Origin of the sequence: Marinobacter sp. AN1, from assembly GCF_026013985.1 — a bacterium.
GTDB classification, from domain to species: domain Bacteria; phylum Pseudomonadota; class Gammaproteobacteria; order Pseudomonadales; family Oleiphilaceae; genus Marinobacter; species Marinobacter segnicrescens.
Window position 1 is genome coordinate 3,356,170 of record NZ_CP110342.1, and the last position, 24,681, is coordinate 3,380,850.

At 58.7% G+C, this 24,681-nt stretch carries 21 protein-coding genes; 10 read left to right on the top strand and 11 right to left on the bottom strand.

Annotation, left to right across the window (positions count from 1 at the left end; translation table 11 throughout):
- Window positions 1-7 precede the first annotated feature (7 nt).
- From selD to LJ360_RS15415, 3 genes are all read right to left on the bottom strand, one after another.
- Window positions 8-859, bottom strand: coding sequence for a selenide, water dikinase SelD (selD, locus tag LJ360_RS15405; protein WP_091850031.1), 852 nt, complete (start codon window positions 857-859; stop codon window positions 8-10).
- Between the two features lie 89 nt (window positions 860-948).
- Window positions 949-1,917: an arsenic resistance protein gene (locus LJ360_RS15410; protein WP_091850033.1), complete on the bottom strand. Its 969-nt coding sequence runs from the start codon at window positions 1,915-1,917 to the stop codon at window positions 949-951.
- A gap of 16 nt (window positions 1,918-1,933) precedes the next feature.
- Window positions 1,934-2,137 (bottom strand): DUF2892 domain-containing protein, encoded by a 204-nt coding sequence (locus LJ360_RS15415; protein WP_091850035.1) that lies wholly within the window; start codon window positions 2,135-2,137, stop codon window positions 1,934-1,936.
- A gap of 147 nt (window positions 2,138-2,284) precedes the next feature.
- On the opposite strand from LJ360_RS15415, the gene LJ360_RS15420 reads away from it, so the two are divergent.
- Window positions 2,285-2,998, top strand: a complete 714-nt coding sequence (locus LJ360_RS15420; RefSeq protein ID WP_091850037.1) for a succinate dehydrogenase iron-sulfur subunit — start codon at window positions 2,285-2,287, stop codon at window positions 2,996-2,998.
- 30 nt (window positions 2,999-3,028) lie between these two features.
- On the opposite strand, the gene LJ360_RS15425 is transcribed toward LJ360_RS15420, so the two are convergent.
- Entirely contained in the window at window positions 3,029-3,217 is a 189-nt protein-coding gene (locus LJ360_RS15425) for an EAL domain-containing protein (RefSeq protein WP_264994433.1), read from the bottom strand.
- A gap of 110 nt (window positions 3,218-3,327) precedes the next feature.
- Between LJ360_RS15425 and LJ360_RS15430 the strand changes: the two genes are divergently transcribed.
- Window positions 3,328-4,460 (top strand): IS3 family transposase gene (locus tag LJ360_RS15430; RefSeq protein ID WP_413774372.1). Its coding sequence is split into 2 segments (ribosomal slippage): window positions 3,328-3,583 and window positions 3,583-4,460, totalling 1,134 coding nucleotides; the frame shifts between segments, so codons are not numbered across the junction.
- A 65-nt stretch (window positions 4,461-4,525) separates the two neighbouring features.
- On the opposite strand, the gene LJ360_RS15435 is transcribed toward LJ360_RS15430, so the two are convergent.
- Both LJ360_RS15435 and LJ360_RS15440 read right to left on the bottom strand, forming a co-directional pair.
- The gene (locus LJ360_RS15435) at window positions 4,526-7,444 is read right to left on the bottom strand and encodes an EAL domain-containing protein (RefSeq protein ID WP_264994435.1); all 2,919 of its coding nucleotides are present in this window, start codon (window positions 7,442-7,444) and stop codon (window positions 4,526-4,528) included.
- A 9-nt stretch (window positions 7,445-7,453) separates the two neighbouring features.
- The gene (locus LJ360_RS15440) at window positions 7,454-9,433 is read right to left on the bottom strand and encodes a methyl-accepting chemotaxis protein (protein WP_177186021.1); all 1,980 of its coding nucleotides are present in this window, start codon (window positions 9,431-9,433) and stop codon (window positions 7,454-7,456) included.
- 118 nt (window positions 9,434-9,551) lie between these two features.
- Between LJ360_RS15440 and LJ360_RS15445 the strand changes: the two genes are divergently transcribed.
- Together LJ360_RS15445 and rnk are read left to right on the top strand one after the other, a co-directional pair.
- Window positions 9,552-9,698 carry a hypothetical protein gene (locus LJ360_RS15445; protein ID WP_177186022.1) on the top strand — a complete coding sequence of 49 codons (147 nt, stop codon included), beginning with the start codon at window positions 9,552-9,554 and terminating at the stop codon, window positions 9,696-9,698.
- A gap of 294 nt (window positions 9,699-9,992) precedes the next feature.
- Complete coding sequence (gene rnk / locus LJ360_RS15450) at window positions 9,993-10,379, top strand: nucleoside diphosphate kinase regulator (protein ID WP_091850043.1); 387 nt, start codon at window positions 9,993-9,995, stop codon at window positions 10,377-10,379.
- Window positions 10,380-10,411: 32 nt separating this feature from the next.
- Here rnk and LJ360_RS15455 read toward each other — a convergent pair whose 3' ends face one another.
- Window positions 10,412-11,743 (bottom strand): ferric reductase-like transmembrane domain-containing protein, encoded by a 1,332-nt coding sequence (locus tag LJ360_RS15455; protein ID WP_091850045.1) that lies wholly within the window; start codon window positions 11,741-11,743, stop codon window positions 10,412-10,414.
- Between the two features lie 202 nt (window positions 11,744-11,945).
- Between LJ360_RS15455 and LJ360_RS15460 the strand changes: the two genes are divergently transcribed.
- The 4 genes from LJ360_RS15460 to LJ360_RS15475 are packed head-to-tail and all read left to right on the top strand — an operon-like array spanning window position 11,946 to window position 16,978.
- The gene (locus LJ360_RS15460; RefSeq protein ID WP_091850047.1) at window positions 11,946-12,584 is read left to right on the top strand and encodes a TetR/AcrR family transcriptional regulator; all 639 of its coding nucleotides are present in this window, start codon (window positions 11,946-11,948) and stop codon (window positions 12,582-12,584) included.
- On the top strand, window positions 12,568-13,890 hold the full coding sequence (locus LJ360_RS15465; protein ID WP_091850049.1) for an efflux RND transporter periplasmic adaptor subunit: 1,323 nt from the start codon (window positions 12,568-12,570) through the stop codon (window positions 13,888-13,890). Before LJ360_RS15460 ends, LJ360_RS15465 begins: the two co-directional genes overlap by 17 nt.
- On the top strand, window positions 13,887-15,935 hold the full coding sequence (locus LJ360_RS15470) for an efflux RND transporter permease subunit (protein WP_264994437.1): 2,049 nt from the start codon (window positions 13,887-13,889) through the stop codon (window positions 15,933-15,935). Before LJ360_RS15465 ends, LJ360_RS15470 begins: the two co-directional genes overlap by 4 nt.
- Complete coding sequence (locus LJ360_RS15475; RefSeq protein WP_264994438.1) at window positions 15,902-16,978, top strand: efflux RND transporter permease subunit; 1,077 nt, start codon at window positions 15,902-15,904, stop codon at window positions 16,976-16,978. The genes LJ360_RS15470 and LJ360_RS15475 overlap by 34 nt, the downstream gene beginning before the upstream one ends.
- A 41-nt stretch (window positions 16,979-17,019) precedes the next feature.
- Here LJ360_RS15475 and LJ360_RS15480 read toward each other — a convergent pair whose 3' ends face one another.
- Both LJ360_RS15480 and ubiU read right to left on the bottom strand, forming a co-directional pair.
- Window positions 17,020-17,913 carry a U32 family peptidase gene (locus LJ360_RS15480; protein WP_091850053.1) on the bottom strand — a complete coding sequence of 298 codons (894 nt, stop codon included), beginning with the start codon at window positions 17,911-17,913 and terminating at the stop codon, window positions 17,020-17,022.
- A 12-nt stretch (window positions 17,914-17,925) separates the two neighbouring features.
- The gene (gene ubiU / locus LJ360_RS15485; protein WP_091850055.1) at window positions 17,926-18,921 is read right to left on the bottom strand and encodes a ubiquinone anaerobic biosynthesis protein UbiU; all 996 of its coding nucleotides are present in this window, start codon (window positions 18,919-18,921) and stop codon (window positions 17,926-17,928) included.
- Window positions 18,922-19,206: 285 nt separating this feature from the next.
- Between ubiU and LJ360_RS15490 the strand changes: the two genes are divergently transcribed.
- Both LJ360_RS15490 and LJ360_RS15495 read left to right on the top strand, forming a co-directional pair.
- Window positions 19,207-21,228, top strand: coding sequence for a methyl-accepting chemotaxis protein (locus LJ360_RS15490; protein WP_091850056.1), 2,022 nt, complete (start codon window positions 19,207-19,209; stop codon window positions 21,226-21,228).
- Between the two features lie 110 nt (window positions 21,229-21,338).
- Window positions 21,339-22,588, top strand: a protein-coding gene (locus LJ360_RS15495; RefSeq protein WP_413774373.1) for an IS3 family transposase whose coding sequence is annotated in 2 segments (ribosomal slippage) — window positions 21,339-21,698 and window positions 21,701-22,588 — 1,248 coding nt in all. Because the reading frame shifts where the segments join, the coding sequence is not laid out codon by codon here.
- A 26-nt stretch (window positions 22,589-22,614) separates the two neighbouring features.
- On the opposite strand, the gene LJ360_RS15500 is transcribed toward LJ360_RS15495, so the two are convergent.
- Window positions 22,615-22,749, bottom strand: a complete 135-nt coding sequence (locus tag LJ360_RS15500; RefSeq protein ID WP_218144789.1) for a putative transporter small subunit — start codon at window positions 22,747-22,749, stop codon at window positions 22,615-22,617.
- Window positions 22,746-24,416 carry a sodium:solute symporter family protein gene (locus tag LJ360_RS15505; RefSeq protein WP_091850058.1) on the bottom strand — a complete coding sequence of 557 codons (1,671 nt, stop codon included), beginning with the start codon at window positions 24,414-24,416 and terminating at the stop codon, window positions 22,746-22,748. Before LJ360_RS15505 ends, LJ360_RS15500 begins: the two co-directional genes overlap by 4 nt.
- Window positions 24,417-24,681 lie beyond the last annotated feature (265 nt).

Sequence of the window (24,681 nt, forward strand, 5' to 3'; positions counted from 1 at the left end):
TCCAGGTTCAGATACGACGATTACGGAACAGGGCCCAGGCACCGGCCAGGGGAATAACAAACCAGACCGCAAGGGCAACCCACAGCCCGCCCGGCCCCATGGGCAGGTCCGAGCCCAGGCTGAGCACGCCCGTCAGCTGCGCACCACCCTCGAAGGCCACGATATTGAGCAGACGGTAAATATCCGTGGGATTGAGCAACAGCAACCAGGGCAGAAGATCCGGGTTCAGCTTGCCTTCACTGGCCACCAGTACGCCCAGCAATACCAGGTCAAAGATCAGTACAAAGAAAAACCAGATCGCCAACGCCAGGCCTGCTGCCAGCGGCTTCTCACTCACCCGCACGCTCAGCAGGTCGCCGGCCCTGGCGGTGTCGTTACGGATAATGCGGTCAGTCGCTACCTGACCCGTCACTGCCAGCCCGAAGATCGGCTCCGGTGAGTCGATGCTGTGTCCGCCAGCCAGCGTGATACCGGCGGCGGCACAGACGGCGCGGCCTCCGTCCAGCACCTCGCCGGCAATCTCGGGCGCCAGGCGATCCACCGGCCAGCCCAGGATGGCGATGGCCATCAGCGGTTGACCGCCCATGGCGTAGACATCACTGATGGCGTTGGCGCCGGCGATGCGACCGAAATCGTAGGGGTTATCAACTACGGGCATGAAGAAATCCGTGGTGCTGATAATGCCCATGCCGTTGCCGATATCCGCCACGGCGGCATCGTCACGGCTGTTGTTACCAACCAGTAATCGCGGATCGCTGAACTCTGGCGTCCCGGTATGGAGGATACGGTCGAGAACATCCGGGGCAATCTTGCAGCCACAGCCGGCTCCGTGACTGAATTCGGTCAGTCTGACAGACAAGGTTCTATTCCTATGATCGACAAAAAGTGAAAACGGATAACGGAGCAACCAGGCTGCGTGCAAATCACGCGATCAACCGGCCCGGCACCCTAGCCGGGAGCGGGTCCGAACAACCGGTCGGTGAGTCTGACGTACCAGGCTGCAGCCTGGACCTGCACGATATAGGCCAGGGCAATGAGCAGGGCGGCATCGGCACCCTCGGCTCCAAATACCCCCATGGCAATCGCCAGGGCAATGGAGAGATTCCTCATCACCGTTCCGTAAACCAGGGCAATGGCATCACCGCGGGGAAACATCAGTCTGCCAACCAGGGTACTGATGGTGAAGTTGAGCAGGTAGATCAGTACCAGTGGCACCAGGTAAGCCAGTAACGCCTCCGGCTGCTCCATAATGTCCTGTGACTTCAGGGCCATGGAGACAAACACTACCCCCAGAACACCCAGGGTCGAAAACGGAGGGAACTTTGGTTTCAGGTCTTTCTGAAACACCTGTTCACCATGTTTCGAGATCAGGTAGCGCTGGGTGAAATGTCCCAAAACCAGGGGCAGGAACACAATCAACGCAATCTGCACAAACACCCTGGTGACAGGGATCTCAATCACAGCTCCCAGCAAGCCCTTCAGGTAAAGCGGCGCAAGCAGGGAACCGGCAATCAGGCCGACCACGGTCATCTGCACGGCTGCAGGCATGTTGCCCTTGGCAAACCCGGTCCAGGAGATGGTCATGCCCGACGTGGGCAGCAGGGACGTAAGCAATATTGCCAGCCGCGCAAAGGGCTCATCCGGGAAAAACAGCAGGCCGGCACCATAGCCAATCGCGGGCACCAATACAAAGTTGATCAGCTGGGTCACCCACAGCAGCTTTCCACTGCCCCGCTTGACCAACTGGCGCAGGTTCATGGTCACCATCATCGGGTAAACCATCAGGAAGGTCAGCGGCAGAATGGCCAGTCGTAGCGGTGCAGGGTCTGCCAACTGGCCGGATACCAGCCCGGCGATCATGGCCAGGGGGATGCTCCAGATCAGGTGTTTCTGCATCCAGGCGAGTATCGGCCACATGGTAATTGCCCTTTATTCAGCTGACCGGCTTCTCTTCCTTTAGTCCCAGCTTTTTGAGAATTGCCATGGCCGGGCACCATTTGGTAAAGGCAGACTGAATCAGGTTAAGGGCAATGAAGCCAGTAAACAGCAGCCACCAGGGGCTGACGTAATGGGCCAGCAGGATGGATATCAATACAAACACGCCGGCCATCAGGCGAAGACCTTCGTTGACTGTCATCGGGGCACCTCCTCAAGGGCATATTGATATACCTTCACCCTATTATTCTGACGGTGCAATGACCTGCGTCATTTTGTCTGGCTCCCGAATCAAAGAAACTGGCTAGACTCAGATAGTCAGTACCTGACTCGGGACCAGGAGATCACCATGAATCCGTTTACCGTGAGGCTCTTCCGCTACCACCCGGAGCACGACGATCAGCCCTGGAGCCAGGACGTCGAGGTGGACGGCAGTTTTCGTAACCGGATGGTGCTCGATGTTCTGGAGCATCTGAAAACCCGGGACACCACCCTGGTGTTCCGGCGCTCGTGCCGTGAAGGGGTATGCGGTTCCGATGGCCTCAATATCAATGGCCGCAATGCGCTTGGGTGCATCACACCGGTGGAAGAGGCGCTGGGCAATAAGGATTTACTGGAAATCCGTCCCCTGCCCGGCATGCCCGTCATCCGCGACCTGGTCGTGGACCAGTCCCTGTTTTTTGAACAATACAAGCGTATACAGCCGTGGCTAATCAATAACAAACCGGCCCCCGGTATTGAACGCCTGCAAAGCCCGGAAGACCGTGCAAAACTGGACGGCCTGTACGAATGCATCCTGTGCGCCTGCTGTTCATCGGCCTGCCCTTCCTGGTGGTGGAACCCGGAGAAATACATCGGTCCGTCCGGACTACTTCAGGCCCATCGTTTCCTGCAAGATTCCCGCGATACAGCCACCGCCGAGCGGCTGGAAAAACTGCAAGACCCGTTCAGCGTGTTTCGCTGTCGTGGTATCGGCAACTGCACTGCCTATTGCCCCAAGGGGCTGAACCCCATGAAGGCCATCGGGCGTATCAAGGAGATGCTGTTCCGCGAGGGGGTCTGAGGCTGGATCGCGTTGAAGATGGGCAAGCACTCATTTCTCGTGCATTACGCCAGCCTGGCCACCGTCACGCTTGAGCAAAAGATCAATATCCGCCGCCGCCATTGGCCGGTAAAACAGGTAGCCCTGGTAGCAGGTGCATCCAACAGACTGAAGAAATTCCCGTTCAGCGTCCGTTTCAACTCCCTCGGCAATCACATCCATTGACAGCGATTTCGCCATATCGGTTATGGCCTGAACCAGCCCCTGTTTTTTGGCGTCCAGTGAAGTGGACCCCAAATTTTGGACAGGTGCCTAAGCTCTGATTCATCATCTCAAGAAGGAGGAGAATCATGAGCAAGAAACGCAAGCAATACAGCGCATCATTCAAGTCCAAAGTCGCCCTGGCTGCCCTCAAGGGCGACCAGACCACATCCGAAATTGCTGCCCGTTTCCAGATCCACCCCACCATGGTCAGCACCTGGAAGCGCGAACTGCTGGAGAATGCCCCGGGCCTCTTCGAAGGCAAGAAGAAGGCCGGCAAGCAATCCGATGAGCCCAGCACAGACGAACTTTACCGAGAGATTGGCCGACTGACGGTGGAACGCGATTTTTTGTCGCGCAAGCTCGATCAGTAAGCCGTCAACAGCGGTTGGCGATGATCGAGCGTGGTCATCCCCAAGTCAGTCTTTCGCGCCAGTGTGAGCTGCTCAAGCTGAGCCGCTCATCGGTGTACTACGTCCCTCGTGAGCAGTGTCCGGAGGATTTGCATCTGATGTATCTGATTGATCAACAGCACCTGGAAACGCCGTACTATGGCTCTCGCAAGATGCGGGTTCACTTGCAGCACCAGGGCTATCGGGTCAACCGGAAGCGGGTGCAGCGGCTGATGCGCACCATGGGCATTCAGGCGGTGTATCCGCGCCCCAGAACCAGCATTCCGGGCGATGGGCACAAGGTGTACCCGTACCTGCTCACAGGGCTGAAAATCGACCGCCCCAACCAGGTGTGGGCAACAGATATTTCATATATCCCGCTGGCCCGGGGCTTCATGTATCAGGTTGCCATCATCGACTGGTACAGCCGCAAGGTGTTGTCCTGGCGGACCTCCAACACCATGGACACAGACTTCTGTGTCGATGCCCTGGAGGAGGCTCTACAGCGCCACGGAACGCCGGAAATTTTCAATACTGATCAGGGTGCCCAGTTCACCAGTGAAGCCTTCACAGGCGCTCTCAAAGAGCATGGCATCCGGATCAGCATGGACGGCAAAGGCTGCTACCATGACAACATCTTTGTGGAACGGCTCTGGCGCAGCGTCAAGCACGAGTGCGTCTACCTAACTGCCTTCGAGGATGGCCGACACTTGAAGCAGGCGCTCCACCGGTACTTCCGGCATTACAATCAGACCCGGTACCACCAAACCCTTGATTACCAAACGCCCGATGAGGTGTACTACGGGCAAGCCATATCTCTGGCAGCCTGAGCCAGGGAAACAACCGGATCATAGCTTAGGGACACCATCAGGTTGTCCAACTGATTGGGTCCACCTCACAGCTCAATGCCCTTTACGAACGCAATATCGATTTTTAATCTGTTTACCGGGAACTCCCGGAGGTAGGCTAGGTTGGAGTGCCCGGTTCCGAAGTCATCAATCGCAAGGCTGACCCCCATGGATTTGAGCTTTTGCATGGTCTCCAACGTTCGATGAAAACCCGCCATGGCAACATGCTCAGTCACCTCAAGCTCTATCAAGTGCGCCGGAACAGCGGCGTTTTCGAGCATTTCCAACAGGGTTTCAGCAAAATGCGCGCGGGAGAAAAGACTCGCGGATACGTTAACCGACACTGGCATGACCCGGTCCTGATACCGTTGAACCCACTCCCCAAGTTGCTCAAGAACCTGTTCCATTACCCACCGGTCAATGTCCGAGATCTGGCCGTTTTCTTCCGCCGTCGGTATAAAGATGCCGGGAGAAATCAGACCCTTCTCCGGATGTTGCCAGCGAACCAGAGCTTCAAACCCACTGACCTCAGGCTGACCACTACTACAATCAACTTTTGGCTGGAAGAGAACAAAAAGCTGTTCCTGGTCAATCGCTATCTGAAGCTCCCTGCGAAGGGTCAGCCTTGTCCTGGCATCCTCTTTCATCGCCGGGGAATAAAAGCAGTGCCTGGAGCCCCCGGTGGCTTTGGCATGGTACATGGCAGTATCGGCTGCCTGGACCAGGGTATCCAGTTCATCCCCGTCGTTACCCGCAACAGCGATACCCAGACTGATATCAATCTGGATGTCATAGGACTCGATCTGGAAAGGCTCGGCCACCTTTTTTCTGAGGCGGGCCGCCAGCTCTTTCACCGGTTTCCGGTCACCTTTTATAAGAAGGACGAACTCATCGCCTCCAAACCGGCAGAGCAGATCTCCAGCCCGGATACAGCTCTGCATGCGCATTGCCACATGCTGCAGTAAGCGGTCGCCAATATGGTGCCCAAGGGCATCATTCACATGCTTGAATCCATCCAGATCAGCAAACACCAGTGACCACGCCTGACCTGTACCATTTTCGCCCACGCATCGCTCGAACTGTGTGCGTAAATAATGCCGGCTGGGCAAACGGGTTAAAGGGTCGAAATTAGCCAGTTTTTCAATCCGTTGCTCATAACTCAGTTGCTCTGACGCATCCTCCATGACCGAGATAAGATGCTGAACCTTTCCCTCACCGTCAAATACTGCTGAAACGGTACCCCGGAACGGCAGCGCCTTGCCTTCCCTGGTGCGTTTCCATAACTCGCCGGACCAGAAACCTTTCACGGCCAGCATATCAAACAGGTCTTTATAAAACGCCCGGTCCTCCTTGACGGAGATCAGAACCCTGGCGTTTTGCCCAAGCACCTCATCTTTCGAGTACCCCGTCAGCTTTGTGAAAGCCGCATTCACATCCACGATGCCCCCATGCCTGTCAGTAATCATGATGGCCTCTTTGCTGTGCAGAAACACCTCAGCGGTTTGCTTCAGGCGCGCCTGGGTATCGTACATGGCAAGGGCAAAACCGATATCGTCGATCATCTCCTGAATCGAACGGGACAAGTCGGGTTCAAAGATCTGATGGTCCGCCGAAAACACGCTCAGGGTTGCAAACGCCTGCCCCTGCTTCATGAGCGGAAAAACTCCGGCATGAGTGACCTGGTCGCCCCTGGCTCCCTTGCCGGAATTGTCGAGGCAGGAAAAGAAAGCAGGGGCGTCCAGTGATACGGCAGGACTGATGAAACAGTCAGAACTGACATCTGCAACCTCGCGCACCTTCCCCTCGCTATCACTGTACATACAGGTCTGCCGGCCTGCAGACACCACTCCATCGAGACAACTCTCATCAATACAGACCCGGGAGAACATCCCTTCTGTAACCAGTATCCGACAGGCCTCCCGGAAAACCTGCGGCTGGGTGCTGCCCTCCTTGATCAGAAACTCGTTGAGCTGACTTTTCATGCGGCTGATTGCGTTCTGCCGCTCAAGCTTCTGATAGGCGCTTTGTCTTTCGTGAATCAGCGCCCCCAGCATCCATACAATGACTGCATTGATTACCAGGAACAGCGACAGCGTCAGCATACTGCCTATGCCTTGGCCGGCTGCCAGCGGCACCCCGGCCGAGTCGGCCCAGTAGGCCACCAGGGTGACAGCCAGCACCACCGCGAGACTTTTCTCGAGAGGCAGCCAGATAGCCATAAATAACATGACAGGGATCAGCAGATAACTTTGCGCCGGGAATGAACCGCTTCCGATGGTGCCGTGGGTGAATACGACAATCGAAAGTGCTGCCCCCAGAATTAGCGATACCAGAAACCGGATATCCAGGTATCGGTCAGACACTGCCTTATGGGTCACACGATCAAGCAGTAGCAAAAGTAACGGTGCAACCAGGACCAGTGAGGTGATTCGCCTGACCCACCACCAGATCCAGAACAGCCAGCCGTCCATGGAATAGGGTGCGCCATCGAGCCCTGTCCTGAACAGCGCCAGCATCAAACCTGCTGAAAGCAGAGTAGGTATGGCCGCTCCATAAAGGAGAAAACCGGTTACCCTTGCCAGCGTATTGGGCAACTTCGACGCAGGCGCATTGAGGTGGATCAGCCAGCATCCTGCCCATGCCTGTAACACCAGCGTGACGCTGGCCACACCTGCAGTTGCGAAGGGTTCTCTGACCAGATAGACCTTTACAACGAAATCGCAAAGAGCTGCCAGAACCAGAAACGCGTGAAACCCTCTCCTGCTGTGATCAAACAGGGTAATAGCCCCGGCCAGAAGAACGCCCCCATTAGCCAGGTACAGGGCAAACCCGTAGGTAGCATCCAGGACAAGATGCCCCAGCGTTGACAGGAAGACATAGCCAAGCAGCCACGGCCACCAGCTGCTAAGCCAGTTGGGCGCGCGCGTAGCCAGTGATCGGTAACCTGGCGCTGCGAGCGGTCTCATCCAAGGCCCCTATTCTGTCTGGAAACGGGCAATCTGCTCAGACAGGTTCTGAGCCAGTTCCGATAGATTCTCGCTGGCCTGTGCAACCTGGCCCGTCGACGTCGCTGTCTGCTCAGCAACTTCAGCGATTTGCTCAATATTGGCATTCATTTCCGAGGAGACCGACGACTGCTGTTCTGTTGCGCTCGCGATCTGCGTACCCATCTCGGAGATCAGGTCAACGCTTGCGAGGATTTCAACAAACGCCTGTCGGGTCCGGCGGACCATGTCGACAGACGCATCGCTCTCGCTCAGGCTATGCTCCATGCTGGAGACTGCCTCCCCCGAGCCCGACTGCAGCCGTTGTATGCTCTGATGAATTTGTGCGGTCGAGGTCTGGGTACGTTTAGCCAGAGACCGCACCTCATCGGCCACCACCGCAAACCCCCGGCCATTGTCGCCGGCCCTCGCCGCCTCGATCGCAGCGTTCAATGCAAGCAGATTGGTCTGCTCCGCAATATCATTGATGACATCCACCACAGAGCCGATTTCCTGGCTGTATCCGTTCAGCGAGTTCACAGAATCGGTCGCTTTGCGTAAGGCTTCTGCGAGATCGCTGATCTGGTCAGTGAGGCGATTAATCAGCTGCTGTCCTTCTGTTGCCTGCTGGTTGGCCTTGCCGGCCGCTTCCGCAGCCTTCCCCGTATTTTCAGCCACTTCCCTGACCGTGGCAGACAACTCTGTCATGGCCGAGGCCACCTGTTCGGTTTCCCGCTTTTGCCGCCCGACCCCTTCGGCACTTTCTTCCGTCACCGCAGATAGTTCCTCAGAGGCTTGGGCTGTTTGCTCCGCCGACTGGGAAACCTGCCTGATAATGCTCTGGAACTCATCCGCCATATCATTAAGCGAGGCGCCGGCCTCCGCCAACTCATCCTTGCCCGAAGAACTCACCCGATGCGTGAGATCCCCCCGGGCCAGAGCACTCGTAGTCGCCATCAACGCAGAAATACCGCTTCGTACACTCAGATAGAAGGTTGTGAACAGGTAGGCCACCGATAACAGAACCACCACAAGGACCGTCAGGGTCAGGTTGAAAACCCCGGTAGCATTGGCTTCCCGCTCACCAAGTGCCCTGTCAACCAGGGGCACCAGTTCGTCAAACTGGTCGTAGACGGTCGTAATCGCTTCCGTTGCCAACGTCACAATCTCGTCCGGTGACGCCATCCGGCTGCCCGGCTGAATTAGGCGCTCCTCCAGTAATCCGATGTAGCTTTTGATTGCGAGATCTGCCTCCCGGGAGAAAACACCAAGCTCATTACTCTCGGCATCCCTGAAACTCTCTGCCCGTTGCAGATTGTGCTGGATGTCTCTGCCGTCCCGCTGAATCTGACTGCTCAGAGCAATAAGCCTGGTCTGACTGTTATCCGTATGTTTTCCCCGGGCGGCCACGCCTACGCCAACACCTCTGGCCTGCCCCATCATTTCCACCACTCCCGGATAGGACGAGGTGACCAGGGTGATCAGGTAATAGGTATCCGGAGAGGGGTCGAGAATCAGGTTTGACTGTTCACCAATCCGGTCAATAAGAGAAAAAAGGCCCTCCACGAGATCCACGTGTCTACGGAAGCTCTCCGCGGGCGTCATCTCCTCCAGGCCCTTTGTCAGGCTGTGCCAGTCATTCTCGAGACCGCTCACCAGCTGTTCTTGAGGGAATCTGAGCATTTCAAGCCGCGACAAGCTCTGGCTGATCCCGGTCTGTAACGCTTGCAGGGGGGTTGCGAACTGGCTGGCACCATTGAGATAGGCGGCCGACATGCCCCGATGCTCCTGGACTTTCTCGAGCACATCCCGGACCAGTATGAGGTCCTGCAGGCCGGCTCGCTGGGCAGTGGTAAACTGCCTGGAATCAGCGGACTCTTTCAGGAGCAAAGTACTGATTATCAGCATCGGAACCAGAAACACGACAGCGATGACAGCGAATTTTTTCCTGAAACTGAGGCTGCGCATCATTGCAGTCCCCGGACGAAGAATATGGTTAAACATCAGCGCGCCTTATTCTTTTTGTTTATGTCTTATAATTTTTGTATCGCTTCAAGCTACACCTCAATACCTGGCGCACCTATGACTTTTGTCAAGATCTCCATCTCTGCGACGAAAAACCGCACGGGTATGCGCCACGGTTGCGGCCAATGACTATCGCCTGGCGTGGGGCGGCCTGAATCCCATGAAGGCCATCGGGCGTATCAAGGAGATGCTGTTCCGCGAGGGGGTCTGAGGCCCGACCTTCAAAACCCGGGCTTCCCAGCGGCATCCGGGTGGCCCGGACACAGTACTTCCACGGACGTGAGGGTGAATCTGTTTGCGCTTTTCCTGACCCCGGGTTAGATTCATGTCAAATCCCTTTGATTCCAGAATTGCCTTGCGACCTGAAACTGCCCTGACTCATTCCCGGATTGTCATCCCTGACAAGCCCGGCCTCCCTACAGCGTTACTTTCCTGACGCTGGGCTCGCGCACGCGCCCGGTCCAGCTACCAAACAAAATTCACGATTACCTTACCGGAGACAAGCATGTCCGATTTACCCGCTATTATTGTTGCCGAAGAAGACTACAACCGTCTTTCCGCCTTGCTGGAGAAGACCGACGACCCCACCGGCGTTGCCGAGGGGCTGGAAGATGAGCTCAGCCGCGCTGACCTCAAGCCCCTGGCAGAGATTCCGGCGTCCGTTGTGGTCATGAATTCCGTGGTCGTCTTTGAAGACCAGGACAGCGGCAAGGAGCGACGCCTTCAGCTGGTTTACCCCCACCAGGTGGATGGCAGTGCCGACAAAATTTCCATCCTGGCCCCGGCCGGCGCCGCCATGATCGGCCTGAGCATCGGTGACAGCATCGAGTGGCCGGTGAAAGGCCGCAAACCCCTGCACCTGAAGGTAGTCAGCGTTACCCGGCAGGCGTAACCGACAACCCGTAATACCAGTACGGCGGGCGCTCAGCGCATATCGAAGAATTCCCGATGCAAGCGCCTGCCCGGCACACCCCATTGGCGGAACTGTCGGAACAGTTTTTCCCCAAGGCCCACGGGTCCACAGAACCAGAAGCTGGCCTGCTGCCACCCCGGAACCGCGTTCCGGATATCCTCAGGTGTCAGCCGACCCTCGATACGACTGCATCGAATGACCAGGTTAACGCCCGCCGCTTCCGCATCCGCCCGCAACTTTGCCAAAGCCTCCTCGCTGACATCCGCCGTAGGATGGAACAGGTAGACGGTGCGGTTGTCCGGTTGGCCCGCCAGACGACCCATTCGGGCAATAAACGGAGTAATGCCGATGCCCGCCCCTATCCAGACCTGGGTGCGGCAATCATCTTCAAAATCAAAGCCGCCATAGGGCCCCTCCAACGTAACTGGCATACCCTCGCAGATCCGGCGGCTGGCCCGGCGGGTGTGATCCCCCAGTTCCTTGACCACAAACTTCAGGCACCGGGTTTCCGGGTTCCAGTCTGATGCAATGGTGTAAGGGTGCGGGCCTTCCGCAGCATCCGACGTGATAAAGGCAAACTGCCCGGGGCTATGGCCAGACCAACCCTGCGTTACCTTCACCAGAAATTCGAAAACTTTCAGGTCCGGATATCGGGTGACCGAAACCACCTCCCCCGGTACCTTCCGAACCTTGCCCGGCCAGCCAACCAGCAGCAAAACGGCTGCAACACTGCCAGCCACAACAGCGACCTGAGTCAGCCAGCCAATGGGCGCTACCCAGTAATCAAACTCCATCAGGATGAAGCTGTGCCAGGCCAGGGGCAGGAAAACTACCGCCAGCAATTTGTGGGTTTTACGGAACAGGTGGTAGGGAAAGGCCTTCACCAGCGCCAGCACAATCAGCACGGCAGCCGCATAGAAGGCCCATTCTCCCAAAGTTTCTGCCAGCCCCCGCTGGCCGCGGAACCAGGCTTCAAGGCCGGTGAGTTGCTGCCCGGCCCCTTTGCCGGCCGGCTTCTCCAGCCAGCCCCAGCCCACCATCCACTTGGTGCCCTTCGCCCACCACCAATGCAGCATGGCCAGCACCAGCGAGCCAATGCCCAGCCATTTGTGCAGCCGGTACACCTTGTCCAGGCCACCAACCCAACGCTCCAGAACCCGGAGCCGCAGCGCCAGCACCAGGGCCACCGCCATCATGACCACCGCCAGGATGCCGGAATACTGCACAAACACCGACCGGAAAGGAAAGTAAGCAAACGGGCTCACCCAAAGGCTATCGGCTGCGAACCAGACAGCACTGACGACTGCAACCAGCCCCCAGAAAAACAACGGAATACGCGACATGGCAATTTCCTCTGCGTCGCCATCAACAAATAGCAAACTACGCTTACCGCCGATCGTAATGCTTGAGGTAAATCAAACCGCGGGACCTCTACACGGCTTTTACCTACACCCCGAACCACGGCTTGTTCACCTTGCTTCTTGCGTAACCGGCAATCACCTACCAGAATAAAGCAATTGATTACTTTCTTTCAGGGAAGCTCCAATGGCAATCGCAAAAGCGCCCGATAAACGCACCTACCAAAGCACCGAACTGCGCCAGTCCGCCACCATTGAGGCGGTTGTGCAGTTGTGTGCCGAGCAGGACCCGGCCACCCTGACCACCGCCCGGATTGCCGAGGAAGTGGGGCTTTCGCAGGGAGCGCTGTTTAAACATTTCCCGAACAAGAACCGGTTGTGGGAATCCGTGGCAGGCTGGGTCTCGGAGCAGCTGACCAGCCAGGTGTTCCGGGAGGCGGACCGGCACGAGCACGCTGACCAGGCCCTCGAGGCCATGTTTTTCGCCCATGTGCGCTTTATCGCCCGGCACCCCGGTATTCCCCGCCTGATGCTGGGTGAACTGCAAAAACCCGGCAATGGCCCGGCCAAAACCATCGTCCGTCAGACCCTTGCCCGCTACCGCAAAAAGGTGGTCGGGTTACTGCAGCTCGGCATCGATCAGGGGCGCATAGCCGCCGGTATCGATACCGAGGCGGCGGCGGTGTTGTACCTCGGGGCCATTCAGGGGTTGGTGGTTCAGGGCATGGTCAGCGGCGAAATTGCCAGCCTTGAGCAGACTGCCCCCCGAATCTTCAAACTTTACAGCGCCAGCTTCCAGGAGATGACCAATGACCCGGAAAAATAAACTGACCCTGGCGCTGACCCTGATTGCCGGCATTGTCTTTGTGGTGATCATGGTAAAGCTGAAACAGCCACCGGAAAGAGTCGAGGCACAGGCAAGTGCAACGCCGGTGCGGATTATGGAAATCACTCCCCGTGAGTTCCGTACCGAAGCCCGCGGTTATGGTCAGGTGCTGCCGGCCCGAAGCTGGAATGCGGTGGCCAACGTGGGTGGCCGGGTTATCTGGAAACACCCGGAGCTGGAAAGCGGCAATCTGATCCCAGAGGGCACGCGACTGCTTGAGATCGACCCGACCCGTTACGAACTGGCCGAAGCCTCCGCCAGGGCGGACCTGGCCGGCATTGAAGCGGAGCTGCGACAGCTGGACCAGGAAGAGCGCAATACCGGCGAGTTACTGAAGCTGGAGGAGCGCCGGTTAACACTGGCCCGGCGCGAGCTGGACCGGGCTGAAACCCTGGTGGCGCGGGGTGCCCTGTCGCAAACCCGGTACGACGAGCAGCAACGAGCCACCCTGCAACAGGAGCAGGCGGTCCAGACCCTGCGCAACCAGCTGAACCTGGTTCCGGTCCGGCGTGACACCCTGCAGGCCCGCAAGGCCCGAGCGGAATCTGCCCTGGCCAGTGCCCGGGAAGACCTGGACGACACCCGTTTCGAAGCGCCCTGGGATCTGCGGGTACACCAGGCCGACATCGACACCGGCCAGCATGTCAGCCCCGGGCAGACACTGTTTATTGCCGACGATATCACCCGCGCCGAAGCCACCGTGCAGCTGGAAGTGGCAGAACTGCGCCGGGTGCTGTCGCAGTTGTCCGGGGGCAGCCTGCCGGAAACGGGTTCCACCAACCACTTCACCGACTTTCATGATCGATTGCCCCTGGATGACCTGGATATTCGGGTAACCCCCACCAACGTGCCCGATGTCCACTGGCCGGGTAAACTCACCCGGGTCACCAGCAGCCTGGACCAGGCCACCCGCACAGTTCAGGCCGTTATTTCTGTAGACGAACCCTACCGCAACGCCAACCCGCCGGCGCGCCCACCCCTGGTCCGCAACATGTTCGTACAGGCCAGCATTACCGCGCAGACTCCGGAGCCTGTCATCGTCATCCCGGCCAGCGCCGTGCATCAGGGTGTGGTGTACCTTGCTGACGAGGACAACCGCCTGCAGCGCCAGCCAGTGTCTGTCGCCTGGCAACAAGGTGAAGATGTCATTATCGATGACGGGCTGGCACCGGGAGACCGGCTGGTTCTGGATGACCTGGTTCCGGCCATCGACGGCACCCTGCTGGCCCCGGGAGATCAGCCATGATCCGCTGGTTCGCGGGGCACCCGACCGCCGGTAACCTGCTGCTGATCCTGATTCTGGCCGTGGGCCTGTTCGCTGCCCCCAATCTGACCCGGGAAACCTTTCCCGACTACCTGCCGCCGGAAGTCAGCATCACCATGGAATACCGGGGCGCCACCGCCGCGGATGTAGAGGAAGCCATTTGCCAGCGGCTGGGCGAAGCGCTACAGCGGGTGGATTACATGAAGGAGGTTTCCTGTACCGCCCGGGACAACCAGGCCCAGACCATTGCCAGCATGGAACCCCGGGGCGATATGGGCCGGTTCCTGGACGATATCCGCACGGAAATCGAAGCCCTGACCGACCTGCCCGAAGAAGCCGAAGACCCGGTCATCCGGGAGCTTTATCGCACCAGCCTGGTCGCGGCCATCGCGGTGTACGGGCCCATGAGTTTCTCTCACCTGGAAGCCTACACCAGCCAGCTGGAAGACCGCCTGTTCGCCATGGACGGGGTGGCCGATGTGATTCCCGTGGGCCTGTCCCAGCGCCAGTGGCACATCGAAGTGTCCCGGGAACTGTTGCGCCAGTATGGCCTGGGCGTGCGCGACATCGCCCGGGCCATCAACAGCCAGAACCTGGACATGCCTCTGGGCACCATCGAGACCGACAGCCAGGACATCCAGCTGCGGTTTGTGGATGAACGCCGTTCCCTGCAGGCCCTGGCCGAACTGCCTGTGATCGGTGGAGCAGCCGGCGCTGTGCTGACGCTGGGCGACATTGCCACCATCACCGAGGCCCACGAACGGGAAGAGGAACGGGTGGATTTCAACGGCCAGCGCGCTATCGTTCTGGAGATCCACAAAAACCGCCATGACGATGCCCTGCGGGTGATGGATTCCCTGGAAGCCTTTATCGACGAGGAAAAGGGCCGCCGTGGCGGCAATGTCGAGCTGGAAATCACCCAGAACATGACCTCGATTGTGAAGGACCGTCTGCAAATGCTGGTGGGCAACGGCATCACCGGCCTGCTGCTGGTAGGCCTGGTGATGGCCCTGTTCTTCCGCCCCCGCCTCGCCTTCTGGGCGCTATTCGGGCTGCCGGCTGCATTTGCCGGTGCCTTTGTGGTGATGGCCCTCACCGGCCTGTCCCTGAACATGATCACCCTGGTGGCCCTGCTTATGGCCATCGGTATTGTGATGGACGATTCGGTGGTCATCACCGACAATATTGCCCAGTGGCACGCCGACGGCAACAGCCCGCTGGAGGCGGCTGCCAAAGGAACCCGGGAGATTCTGCCAGGGGTGCTGTCCTCCTTCCTGACCACGGTTTCCGTCTTCATCCCGCTGGCGTTTCTGGCCGGAGAGCTGGGAGCGGTGCTGGAGGTACTGCCGGTGGTGTTGATTGCCGCGCTGGCCGCCTCGCTGATCGAAGCCTTCTGGATACTGCCTCACCATCTTAAAAGCGGCCTGGGCAAGAGGCGCGAGAAGGCCCCTTCCCGCTTTCGTTCCGCCTTCGACACCGGCTTTGAAAGCGTCCGGGAGAAAGTGGGGCAACTGGCCGACGGCGCTATCCGGTTCCGCTACGGCGTACTGGCCGCCATGCTGCTGATACTGCTGGGCTCGGTCGGTCTGATGGCCGGCGGCCATGTGCGTATGGAAGCCATGCCGGAAATCGACGGCGACGTACTGGAAGCCCGGGTGCTGATGCCCCAGGGCACGCCCCTGCACCAGACCCGGGCCATTACCGAACGCATCACCTCGGCCATGCTCCGGCTCAACGAGGAATACACGCCAGACCAGCCCGACAAGCAAGCGCTGGTGCAAAACATCCAGACCCGCTTCAACCAGCACGCCGACGCCGGTGAAAAAGGCGCCCACGTGGCCACGGTGATGGCCGATTTGCTGACGGCGGAGCTGCGCACCGTGGACCTGGCCACCCTCACCGACCGCTGGTATGAAGAGATCGGAGATATCCCCAGCCTGATCGCCCTCAATATCCAGGAACCCGGTTTCGGCCCGCGGGCATCCCCATTGAAGTGCGCCTGCAAGGTACTGACCTGGATGAGCTGAAGGCCGCGGCCCGGTATCTGAGCGACGAAGTTGCCCGTTATAACGGCACCTTCAACGTGCTGGATGATCTTCGCCCCGGCAAGCCCCAACGCACCCTGTCGTTGAACGACCGCGCCCTGTCGCTCGGATTGACGGCATCCGACGTGGCCAGCCAGATTCGAACCGGGCTGCTCGGGGATATCGTGGATACGGTGCAGATTGGTGATCAACACATCGAAATCCTGGTGCGCCAGACCAGCGCCGAGCGCAACACCCGCCAGTTCCTGGAAGACACCGTGATCACCACCAGCAAGGGCCATATGGTGCCCCTGCGGGAGGTGGCCGATATAACCGAGGAACGTCAGTGGGCGCAGGTGACCCGGATTGACGGCCTGCGCACGGTCACCGTGTCTGCCGATGTTAACAGCCGGACAACCAACGCCGATGCCATCGTGGCGGATTTGCAGAGCCAGGTATTCCCGAAACTTCAGGAACAATGGCCGGAGATTACCTTGCAGGTAGAAGGCCAGACCGCCCGCTCCCGGGAAACCGGCCAGTCCATCGCCCGGGGATTGCTGATCGGCCTGCTGGGAATCTTCCTGATCCTGTCGTTCCAGTTCCGTAGTTACCTGGAGCCGATCATCGTGATGCTGGCCATCCCGGTGGCCTTTATGGGTGCCGTCTGGGGGCACCTGCTGATGGGCTACAACCTGTCCATGCCGTCACTGATTGGTGCCGCGTCACTGGCCGGGATTGTGGTGAACAACGCCATCCTGCTGGTGCAGTTCATCAAGAGCTACCGGGAACAGGGCATGAGCGCGCAGGAAGCCGCCGGTGCTGCCAGCCGCGCCCGCTTCCGGGCCATTCTGATCACCACCAGCACTACGGTGGCTGGCATGCTACCGCTGCTGGCGGAAACCAGCACCCAGGCCATGGCGGTGATTCCGCTGGTGATCTCGGTGGTGTTCGGCCTGCTGGTGTCTACCGTGCTGATCCTGGTGGCCTTGCCAGCGCTCTATGCCATTCTTGAGGATCTGGGCTGGGCCCGGAATAACGGGTCCTGACGCGAAAGGCCGGGTTCAATGCCCCGGCCTTTCGCTATTGGTCATGCGCCCACCAGTTCCATCCCCGGTTTGCCATACCAGTAGCCGTTACACGGCGGCGCTTCAACCAGTTGCAGCGGGTCGGCAGCCGGCACTTCACCCCGGCGTACCTGGTCAAAGCGTTTGACCACCTCGTCCATGCCCTGGTGCTCCGGGCTCAGGCGTACGGTACTGACGCCCATGCGCTCCATATCCGGTAATTCCCGCATCAGGTCATAGCGGGAACCGGAGAGTGTGGAGATACCGTTAATACGGAACAACTCCTGGCTCTCCCGGGTGCGTAGCTCCATGCCATCCGGATGCTCCAGGCAACGGAACTCGCAATTGTCCTTGGGCAGGTTGTAATGGCGGGCGGTAAAGCAGCGGGACGACCAGGCCAGCGGCAGGAAGCCCCAGGAGAACACCTCGGCGGGCAGGTCCAGACCTTCAGCTTTCAGCTCCCTGATCAGCTGCTCCAGGGTCTCCTTGCCCAGTTCCACCGGCAGGTTCCAGCCCCGCAGCCCCTGCCTGGCCAGGATCTTCAGGGTGGCGGTGTTGTAGATGTTCATGGACGGGCCGGTGATGAACGGAATGTTATTCCGGATAGCCACCTGCAGGGCACTCTGGTCATTGGCTTCCACCAGGAACTCGTCCTGTTCGCAGAACCGGCGCAGGCGGCGCAGGTCCGCCTCGGATTCGATCAGTGTCAGGGTGGAGAGAACCACATCCTTGCCGCAGGCTTTCAGGTCCCGGGCCAGGTCCAGCCAGTCATCCGGTTTAAGCTCGCGCCGGCGGGAGCACACCACCTCGCCCAGGTAGATGGTATCCACCGGCCACTCGGCCGCACTGGCGTAGAAATCAAAAACACTTTGCTTGGACCAGAACCACAGGATGGGGCCCAGAGATAACTTCATCATGATCTCAGCACCTTACTTCCACTTGCGATGGTATGCACCAAGGGTGGTGAGACCACCTTCGGACAAACCGGCCAGGGTCGACTGCCACGCCGGGTCGACCGCGAATTCCGGCCCTGTTTCCAGCCTGTCCAGGGCCTGGCGCCAGGTGCGGGCCACATCGGCGATATAGGCGGGACTGCGCTGCCGGCCTTCAATCTTCACCGCGCTGATACCCAGGGCCTTGAGCTCTGGCAGCAGGTCCAGGGTATTCAGGCTCACTGGTTCCTCGATGGCGTGGTACACATCACCCTCCACCTCAAACCGGCCCTTACACAGCGTCGGATAGCCGGCAGGCTCACCCCGGGCGTAACGATCGATCAGCACCTCATTGAGGCGGGATTCCAGCCCGCCATCGGCGGTCTCTTCCCAGCGCACCGCCTTGGCCGGCGAACAGGCCCCCTTGCTGTTGGGGGATTCGTCGGTGAGATAGGAGGACAGGTAACAGCGGCCCTCGGCCATGATGCACAGGCTACCGAAGGCAAACACCTCCAGCTCAACCGGGCTGTGTTTCGCCAGGCCCTTCACCTGGTCCAGCGACAGGACCCTGGGCAGCACGGCACGACGGATACCGAAGTTGTCCTTATAGAACCGCAGCGCTTCGTAGCTGGTGGCCGAGCCCTGAACGGACAGGTGGCGGGGCAGCTCGGGATAGCGGTTGGCGGCGTAGTCCAGCAACCCCATGTCTGCCAGGATCACCGCATCCACCCCCAGGCTGGCAGCCCGGTCCACCGCAGCGGTCCACTGCTGCCAGCCCTGGGGCTGGGGGTAGGTATTGATCGCGCAGAACACCCGGGCGCCCTTGCCATGGGCATAGGCAACGCCCTCAGCGGCCCGCTTGTCGTTGAAGTTGAGGCCGGCAAACTGACGGGCGTTGGTGCTGTCCCGGAACCCCAGGTAGACAGCGTCTGCGCCGTTGTCGACGGCGGTTTTCAGGGCGGGCAGGCTGCCGGCAGGGCAGACAAGTTCCATGGCATTCTCCGATGGCTGAAAAACTCCGGGAGACGCTAACGCTAAAGTGCCCGAGCTGCCTTGACCGTTGTCAGCGTAGCAACCGCAGGGCCGTTGACTACCCATATGGTAGTATCCTACGGGATATCACCTATCCACAATTACACGCTTTTAAATCAACCGATTAACATAGAGTTACAGGCACTTTCATTCAGTAACTACCCCCTCGCGTACCCCATGGTGCCGATATCGGCAACTGGCCCCCTCAACGACAATGGCGGCACGACTTAATGAAGGGGCAGACCCATGAACTTCATCAACAACCTTTCCATGCGCGGCAAGCTGATCACACTGGTGGTGCCGGCGCTTCTTGTCATCATGTTGTTCGCCATTGGCAGCATTACCGAAAATGCCGCCGAGTACAGGAATATGAGCCAGTTGCAGGCCATGGTGAACCTGGCGGAAATGGGTGATCCACTTGTGGAGACCTTACAGAAAGAACGTGGCCGCTCGGCGGTGGCATTAGCTACGGAACCACGCTCCGACGCCGAGCAGCAAGCTTGGCGAGTACTGGAAAGCCAGCGCCAGCAGACCAACGCCGCCCTGAGCGACTATCGTTCGGAATTGCAGGCATTGTTGTCTGACACCAGTTTTGATGGAGCCGTGACAGAGAGTATTGACCGCTTGGAGACAGAGCTTAATCGCCTCACCTCACTCCGGAAGGATGTCGATCGCCGTAGCCTGAATGGCAGCGAGGCCGCAAGCCGCTACACAGGGCTGGTTACCGAAATTGTCGACCGGGTTCCCCTGCTGGTCCGTCGTGCCACCGATGCAGAGCTTACCCGTGAGATCAACGCCTATTACGCCCTGGCACAAACCTCCGAGATGGCAGGCAGGGCGCGGGCTGCAGGCGCCGCGCTGATCCGCTCCGGTGATTTCGACCTCCCCGCGGTGGGGCGGGTCGCAGCACTGAACGGAGAGCAGAATGCCTGGTACCGAACTGCCATTGACATGCTTGCCTCTGATGACCCCTTGCGGCGAAAACTGGGCGGATTCGTAGCTGGCACTGAAGTGCAGGCACTTCATGCCCAACGGGAGAGCCTGCTCAGCAGTGCATCTGGCATGTACGCACTGGATGCCAACGAGTGGTTCGAAACATCCACCCGTGCCATCGACGCACTGAACACTATCCGCCAGGAAATGCTGACCCAGGTTGAGGTCATGGCAGCAACGGCAGTTGCCGGGGCCAGAAATGACCTGATCAGCGCCTCGGTGATCGCGGGCGCAGCCATTGTGTTCGTGATCGTCCTGATGACCATCATCATCCATGCCATCCACCGGCAGGTAAACCAACTGCTGACCGGTGTGCAGTACGCCATGGATGAAAAGGACCTGACCCGGGAGATTCCAGTCTCCAGTAACGACGAAACCGGCACCATCGCCAAGGCGATCAATGGGCTGTTTAACCGGTTCGGAGAGGCCCTGGCCCAAATCGACAAGGCCAGCGTGCAACTGGCCACCGCCACCGAGGAGACCAGCTCCACCGCCAACCAGAACACCTCCCAGGTGAAAGACCAGCAGCAACAGATCGAGCAGGTGGCCGCGGCCACCGAGGAGATGTCTGCGACGTCCGAGGAAATCTCCCGCAACACCCAGCAGGTGGCGGATGCGTCCAGCAGCGCCATGGAAAAGAGCCGCACCGGTGAGCAGGTCCTGCATTCCAGCGTCCGCCAGATACGCGACCTGGCCGGCTCGGTGCAGGAGGTGAACCAGGTAATCGAGGAACTGGAGAACCGCAGCAGCACCATCAGCGACGTCGTCGACGTCATCCGCAAGGTGGCCGACCAGACCAACCTGCTGGCCCTCAACGCCGCCATCGAGGCTGCCCGGGCCGGAGAACATGGTCGCGGCTTTGCAGTGGTTGCCGATGAGGTTCGTACGCTGGCACAACAGACCCACGAGTCCACGACGCAGATCGAGGAAATCATCAACGGCTTCAAGAACATTACCGACAGCGCCAGCCGTTCCATCATTGCCAGCCACAAGCTGGCGAATCAGACCAGCTCCCAGGCAGAGCAGATGGAGCAGACCTTTGCCGACATCCTGATGGACGTGAACAGCATCTCTGACATGGCGACCCAGATTGCTACGGCGTCGGAGCAGCAGGTGTCGGTCACCCGCGAACTGGCGGGCAATATGGAAAGTGTCAGCGAGTCCGCCATCCTGACCCTCACCGGGTCACAGGAGATCACCCAGGTAACCACCGAGCAGGCCCGCCTGGCCCGCGCGCTGCAGGACCTGGCCAACGAGTTCAAGGTCGCATCCTGAGGCGTAGCGGGGCAACCTACCCCGGATAGCAAAAAGCCCGGCCATCACGACCGGGCTTTTTGCCTTTCAGTGTCCCGTCCTGAAATACGTTGTCATCTGGAGATGCACAGATGGACAACATCACTCCCACCCGCAAGAAGCGCACGCAGCGTGATTACAACCTCGGCTTTAAATTAGCGGTTGTTGATCAGGTCGAAAAAGGCGAGCTCACCTACAAACAGGCGCAAAAGACCTACGGTATCCAGGGTCGCAGTACGGTTCTCACGTGGCTTCGGAAGCATGGTAAATTGGACTGGTCCTTGCCCAGGAGCTCGCCCATGAACCGATCCCAGGAAACGCCCGAGCAGAAGATAAAGCGACTGGAAAAAGAGCTGGAAGATGAGCGTCTTCGCAACCTCCTGCTCAATGAAATGGTCGATATCATGGATCGGGATTACGGAGCCGGCCTGCGAAAAAAGTATTTATCCAAGGAGCGCGCACGCTGCAAGCAAAAGGCAAAGTGAGCCTGAGCAAAAGCTGTTCGCTCTTTGGAGTATCACGCCAGGGGATTTATCAACGTCTTCAGCGGCGGAGAATGCGTCAGATTCAACTGGAGCCGGTTAAAGTTCTTGTGCAGCAGATTCGAAAACGATTGCCACGATTAGGAACACGCAAGCTGTATTATCTGCTGCACGAAGAATTTCAAGCCCTTGGCATCAAGCTTGGCCGAGATGGTTTGTTTGATTACCTTCGTCAGCACCAGTTACTGGTCCGCCCGAAGAAAAACTATACGAAAACAACCAACAGCCGCCATTGGATGAGGAAGCATCCTAACCTGCTGGCAGGATGTGAGCTGCATCGCCCGGAGCAGGTCTTCGTGAGCGATATCACCTACGTTGAAACAGGTGAGGGGGTGCATTATCTATCCCTGATTACGGATGCCTTCTCACGCAAGATCGTGGGCCATAACCTCAGCCATGAAATGAAAGCTTCCGATACCGTGGCCGCGTTGAACCAGGCAGTCCGTCACCGTATGACCGATCAGCCCCTCATACATCATTCGGATCGAGGCCTCCAATATTGCTCTTCTCTGTACCAAAGCGTGCTACGGAAACATCAGATTCGGCCATCGATGACCGATGGGTATGATTGCTACCAGAACGCTCTTGCTGAACGGATCAACGGCATCCTCAAGCAAGAGTTTCTTATCAACCGATGTCGAACCTTTGCCGAGTTGGGTGTACTGATCAAGGAGTCCATTGCTGCCTATAATACCTACAGGCCACACCTCAGTCTCGGCATGAAAACGCCCCAAGAGGTGCATGAAAAAGCCAGCAACCCTAGGCCGCTGGCTTCAACAAAAACCGTCAACGTATATTAGGACGGGTCACAGGAAGTCCCGCCGGGTTACAGCAGGTCCTCATCCGAGCTTTTCGCCTTGCGCACATCCCGGGCGACGGCCCAGCAGATAACGCCAAGCACGCCCAGGGTCAGGGCCGGCCAGATGAGGATGTAGGCTCCATAGACAAGTTCGCTGTTCATTTTGCTGCCTCCGGTACCATGTAGGATTCGTCCTCGACGTTGTCGTAGTCACCGACACGCTGGGCGATCAGGTCAAAGTCAAAACGCTCCTTGCTGAACAGGGTCATGGCAGTGCACACCACCGCGCTGGCGCCATAGGCGGTCAGTGAAGCCACCAGCACCATATAGTCCCGCAGGAAACCAGTGGCAAACACCAGCATCGCTGCCAGGGTAATCACCCCGGCAACCAGCCCCGCGGCACGGCCAAAGAAGCCGAACACCATCAGGCCAATCACTACCGCACCGCCGACCGACGCAAGACTCTCGAAAAACAGCACGGTCAGGCCGGTCATTTCCAGCAACTCAAAGCGCGCAATGCAGAACAGCGCCATGGCTGCCACCACGGACCAGGTAAACGCCGCATTGGTCACCCGGTCCCAGTAACAACTGACGATGACCGGAAACACAATGGCGCCCCACAATGCGCCGACGAACACCAGCATGACCAGGATATCCAGCGAGAAGCTGGCGAAGATCAGCCCGGCAACCGTGGCCACGATCATGGTGATACGGCCCACCAGCATCATGACGCGAGGGCTGGGGTTATCACCTGCGATGTTCTTGCCATACACGTCCGCCATCATGATGGTGGAGAGGGCCGACAGGTCCGAGTCCGCCGTGGAGGACAGCGAGCCGATCACAAGGACAAAGAACAGGGCGACGAAGACCGGTGACAGGTACGTGGAAACCATCTGCGGGATCAGGTTATTCATTTTTCCGTCAATGGGTTCCATACCGACTGACAGCGCCATCAGGCCGATCATGCCCAGGCCGATCACAATGGCGCCGTAGCCGATGGTTGCTGTCACGAAGGTGGACTTGATGTGTTTCTCGCGTACTGCGAACAGTCGCTGGGAAATGGTCTGGTTACCAATGGCATAGGCCAACACGGCCACAAAGAAGGGAGCACCCTGGTGCAGGATGGCTTCCACGGAAAACAGGTTGGCCTGCTCGTCAGTCAGCCGGCTGAGCCCCTCCACCATGACCGAGGGGCCACCTGCGGAGAACAGCACCGCCGGGATAATGATAATGGCGATGGCCATCAGTGCCACCAGCTGGGCAAAGTCGGTAAATACGGAAGCCCGGAAACCCGAGGTGAGCGTGTAGGCCAGCACCCCGACCCCGGCCACGATCACTCCGGTTTCAAAGGACAGCGGTGACAACACGGATACCAGGGCGCCTGCCGCCGTGAAGTTGACCATGAGGCTGATCACACTGCCGAGGATATTGGAAACGGCCAGGATCATCTGGCTGGATGCGCCATGGCGGGCATGGATCAGTTCACCCAGGGTATGCCCATTCGGTGCCAGTTTGCGGAAACGGCGACCAAAGGGATAGATGAAAAGGATCATCAACGCGCCCCAGAGCCCGTAATGGATAGGGCCGGAAACGCCATAGGTGTAGCCGGACGTGGCCGCAGCGTAGAAAGACGCAGCCCAGATCCAGGTGGCGGTCATACTGGCTGCCCCCATGCCGAAGCCAACATGGTGGCCGGCCACCATAAAGCCGGAGGTGTCCTCTTTGTCCTTGCGGATCAGCAGGGTAAGGAGGTACGTGCCGCCATAGAAGGCAGCAAGCAATAACAACACGGTAAGTGTAGAAAACTGGGTAAATCCGTTCTCGTTCAAGTCAGGGCCTCTTTTTCTGAAACACAGGTATCCCTCCGGGGCCGGGCCAATCATTGGCGGCCGCCAGGCACAGGGGTCTGGGGTTTCCCGCGTAGGGTGTTAACGGGCAGGGTGGGCTTTTCCAGCCCGGTTTCAGTGAGGCTAAGGGAAGCTCAGGTGTGGCAGCAGCTCACACAGTTCTTTAGACGTCATGATATTTGCACTCCTCAAAATCGAATACTGAACTGGCCGGCGCAGCATTGTGCCGTGCAGTGTTCAAGCTTTT

Excerpts from the sequence above, each read along its gene's own strand:
- LJ360_RS15410 (WP_091850033.1), bottom strand. The coding sequence starts at position 1,917 with ATGTGGCCGATACTCGCCTGGATGCAGAAACACCTGATCTGGAGCATC.
- LJ360_RS15415 (WP_091850035.1), bottom strand. The coding sequence starts at position 2,137 with ATGACAGTCAACGAAGGTCTTCGCCTGATGGCCGGCGTGTTTGTATTG.
- LJ360_RS15420 (WP_091850037.1), top strand. The coding sequence starts at position 2,285 with ATGAATCCGTTTACCGTGAGGCTCTTCCGCTACCACCCGGAGCACGAC.
- LJ360_RS15425 (WP_264994433.1), bottom strand. The coding sequence starts at position 3,217 with ATGGCGAAATCGCTGTCAATGGATGTGATTGCCGAGGGAGTTGAAACG.
- LJ360_RS15435 (WP_264994435.1), bottom strand. The coding sequence starts at position 7,444 with ATGAGACCGCTCGCAGCGCCAGGTTACCGATCACTGGCTACGCGCGCG.
- LJ360_RS15440 (WP_177186021.1), bottom strand. The coding sequence starts at position 9,433 with ATGATGCGCAGCCTCAGTTTCAGGAAAAAATTCGCTGTCATCGCTGTC.
- rnk (WP_091850043.1), top strand. The coding sequence starts at position 9,993 with ATGTCCGATTTACCCGCTATTATTGTTGCCGAAGAAGACTACAACCGT.
- LJ360_RS15455 (WP_091850045.1), bottom strand. The coding sequence starts at position 11,743 with ATGTCGCGTATTCCGTTGTTTTTCTGGGGGCTGGTTGCAGTCGTCAGT.
- LJ360_RS15460 (WP_091850047.1), top strand. The coding sequence starts at position 11,946 with ATGGCAATCGCAAAAGCGCCCGATAAACGCACCTACCAAAGCACCGAA.
- LJ360_RS15465 (WP_091850049.1), top strand. The coding sequence starts at position 12,568 with ATGACCCGGAAAAATAAACTGACCCTGGCGCTGACCCTGATTGCCGGC.
- LJ360_RS15470 (WP_264994437.1), top strand. The coding sequence starts at position 13,887 with ATGATCCGCTGGTTCGCGGGGCACCCGACCGCCGGTAACCTGCTGCTG.
- LJ360_RS15480 (WP_091850053.1), bottom strand. The coding sequence starts at position 17,913 with ATGATGAAGTTATCTCTGGGCCCCATCCTGTGGTTCTGGTCCAAGCAA.
- ubiU (WP_091850055.1), bottom strand. The coding sequence starts at position 18,921 with ATGGAACTTGTCTGCCCTGCCGGCAGCCTGCCCGCCCTGAAAACCGCC.
- LJ360_RS15490 (WP_091850056.1), top strand. The coding sequence starts at position 19,207 with ATGAACTTCATCAACAACCTTTCCATGCGCGGCAAGCTGATCACACTG.
- LJ360_RS15500 (WP_218144789.1), bottom strand. The coding sequence starts at position 22,749 with ATGAACAGCGAACTTGTCTATGGAGCCTACATCCTCATCTGGCCGGCC.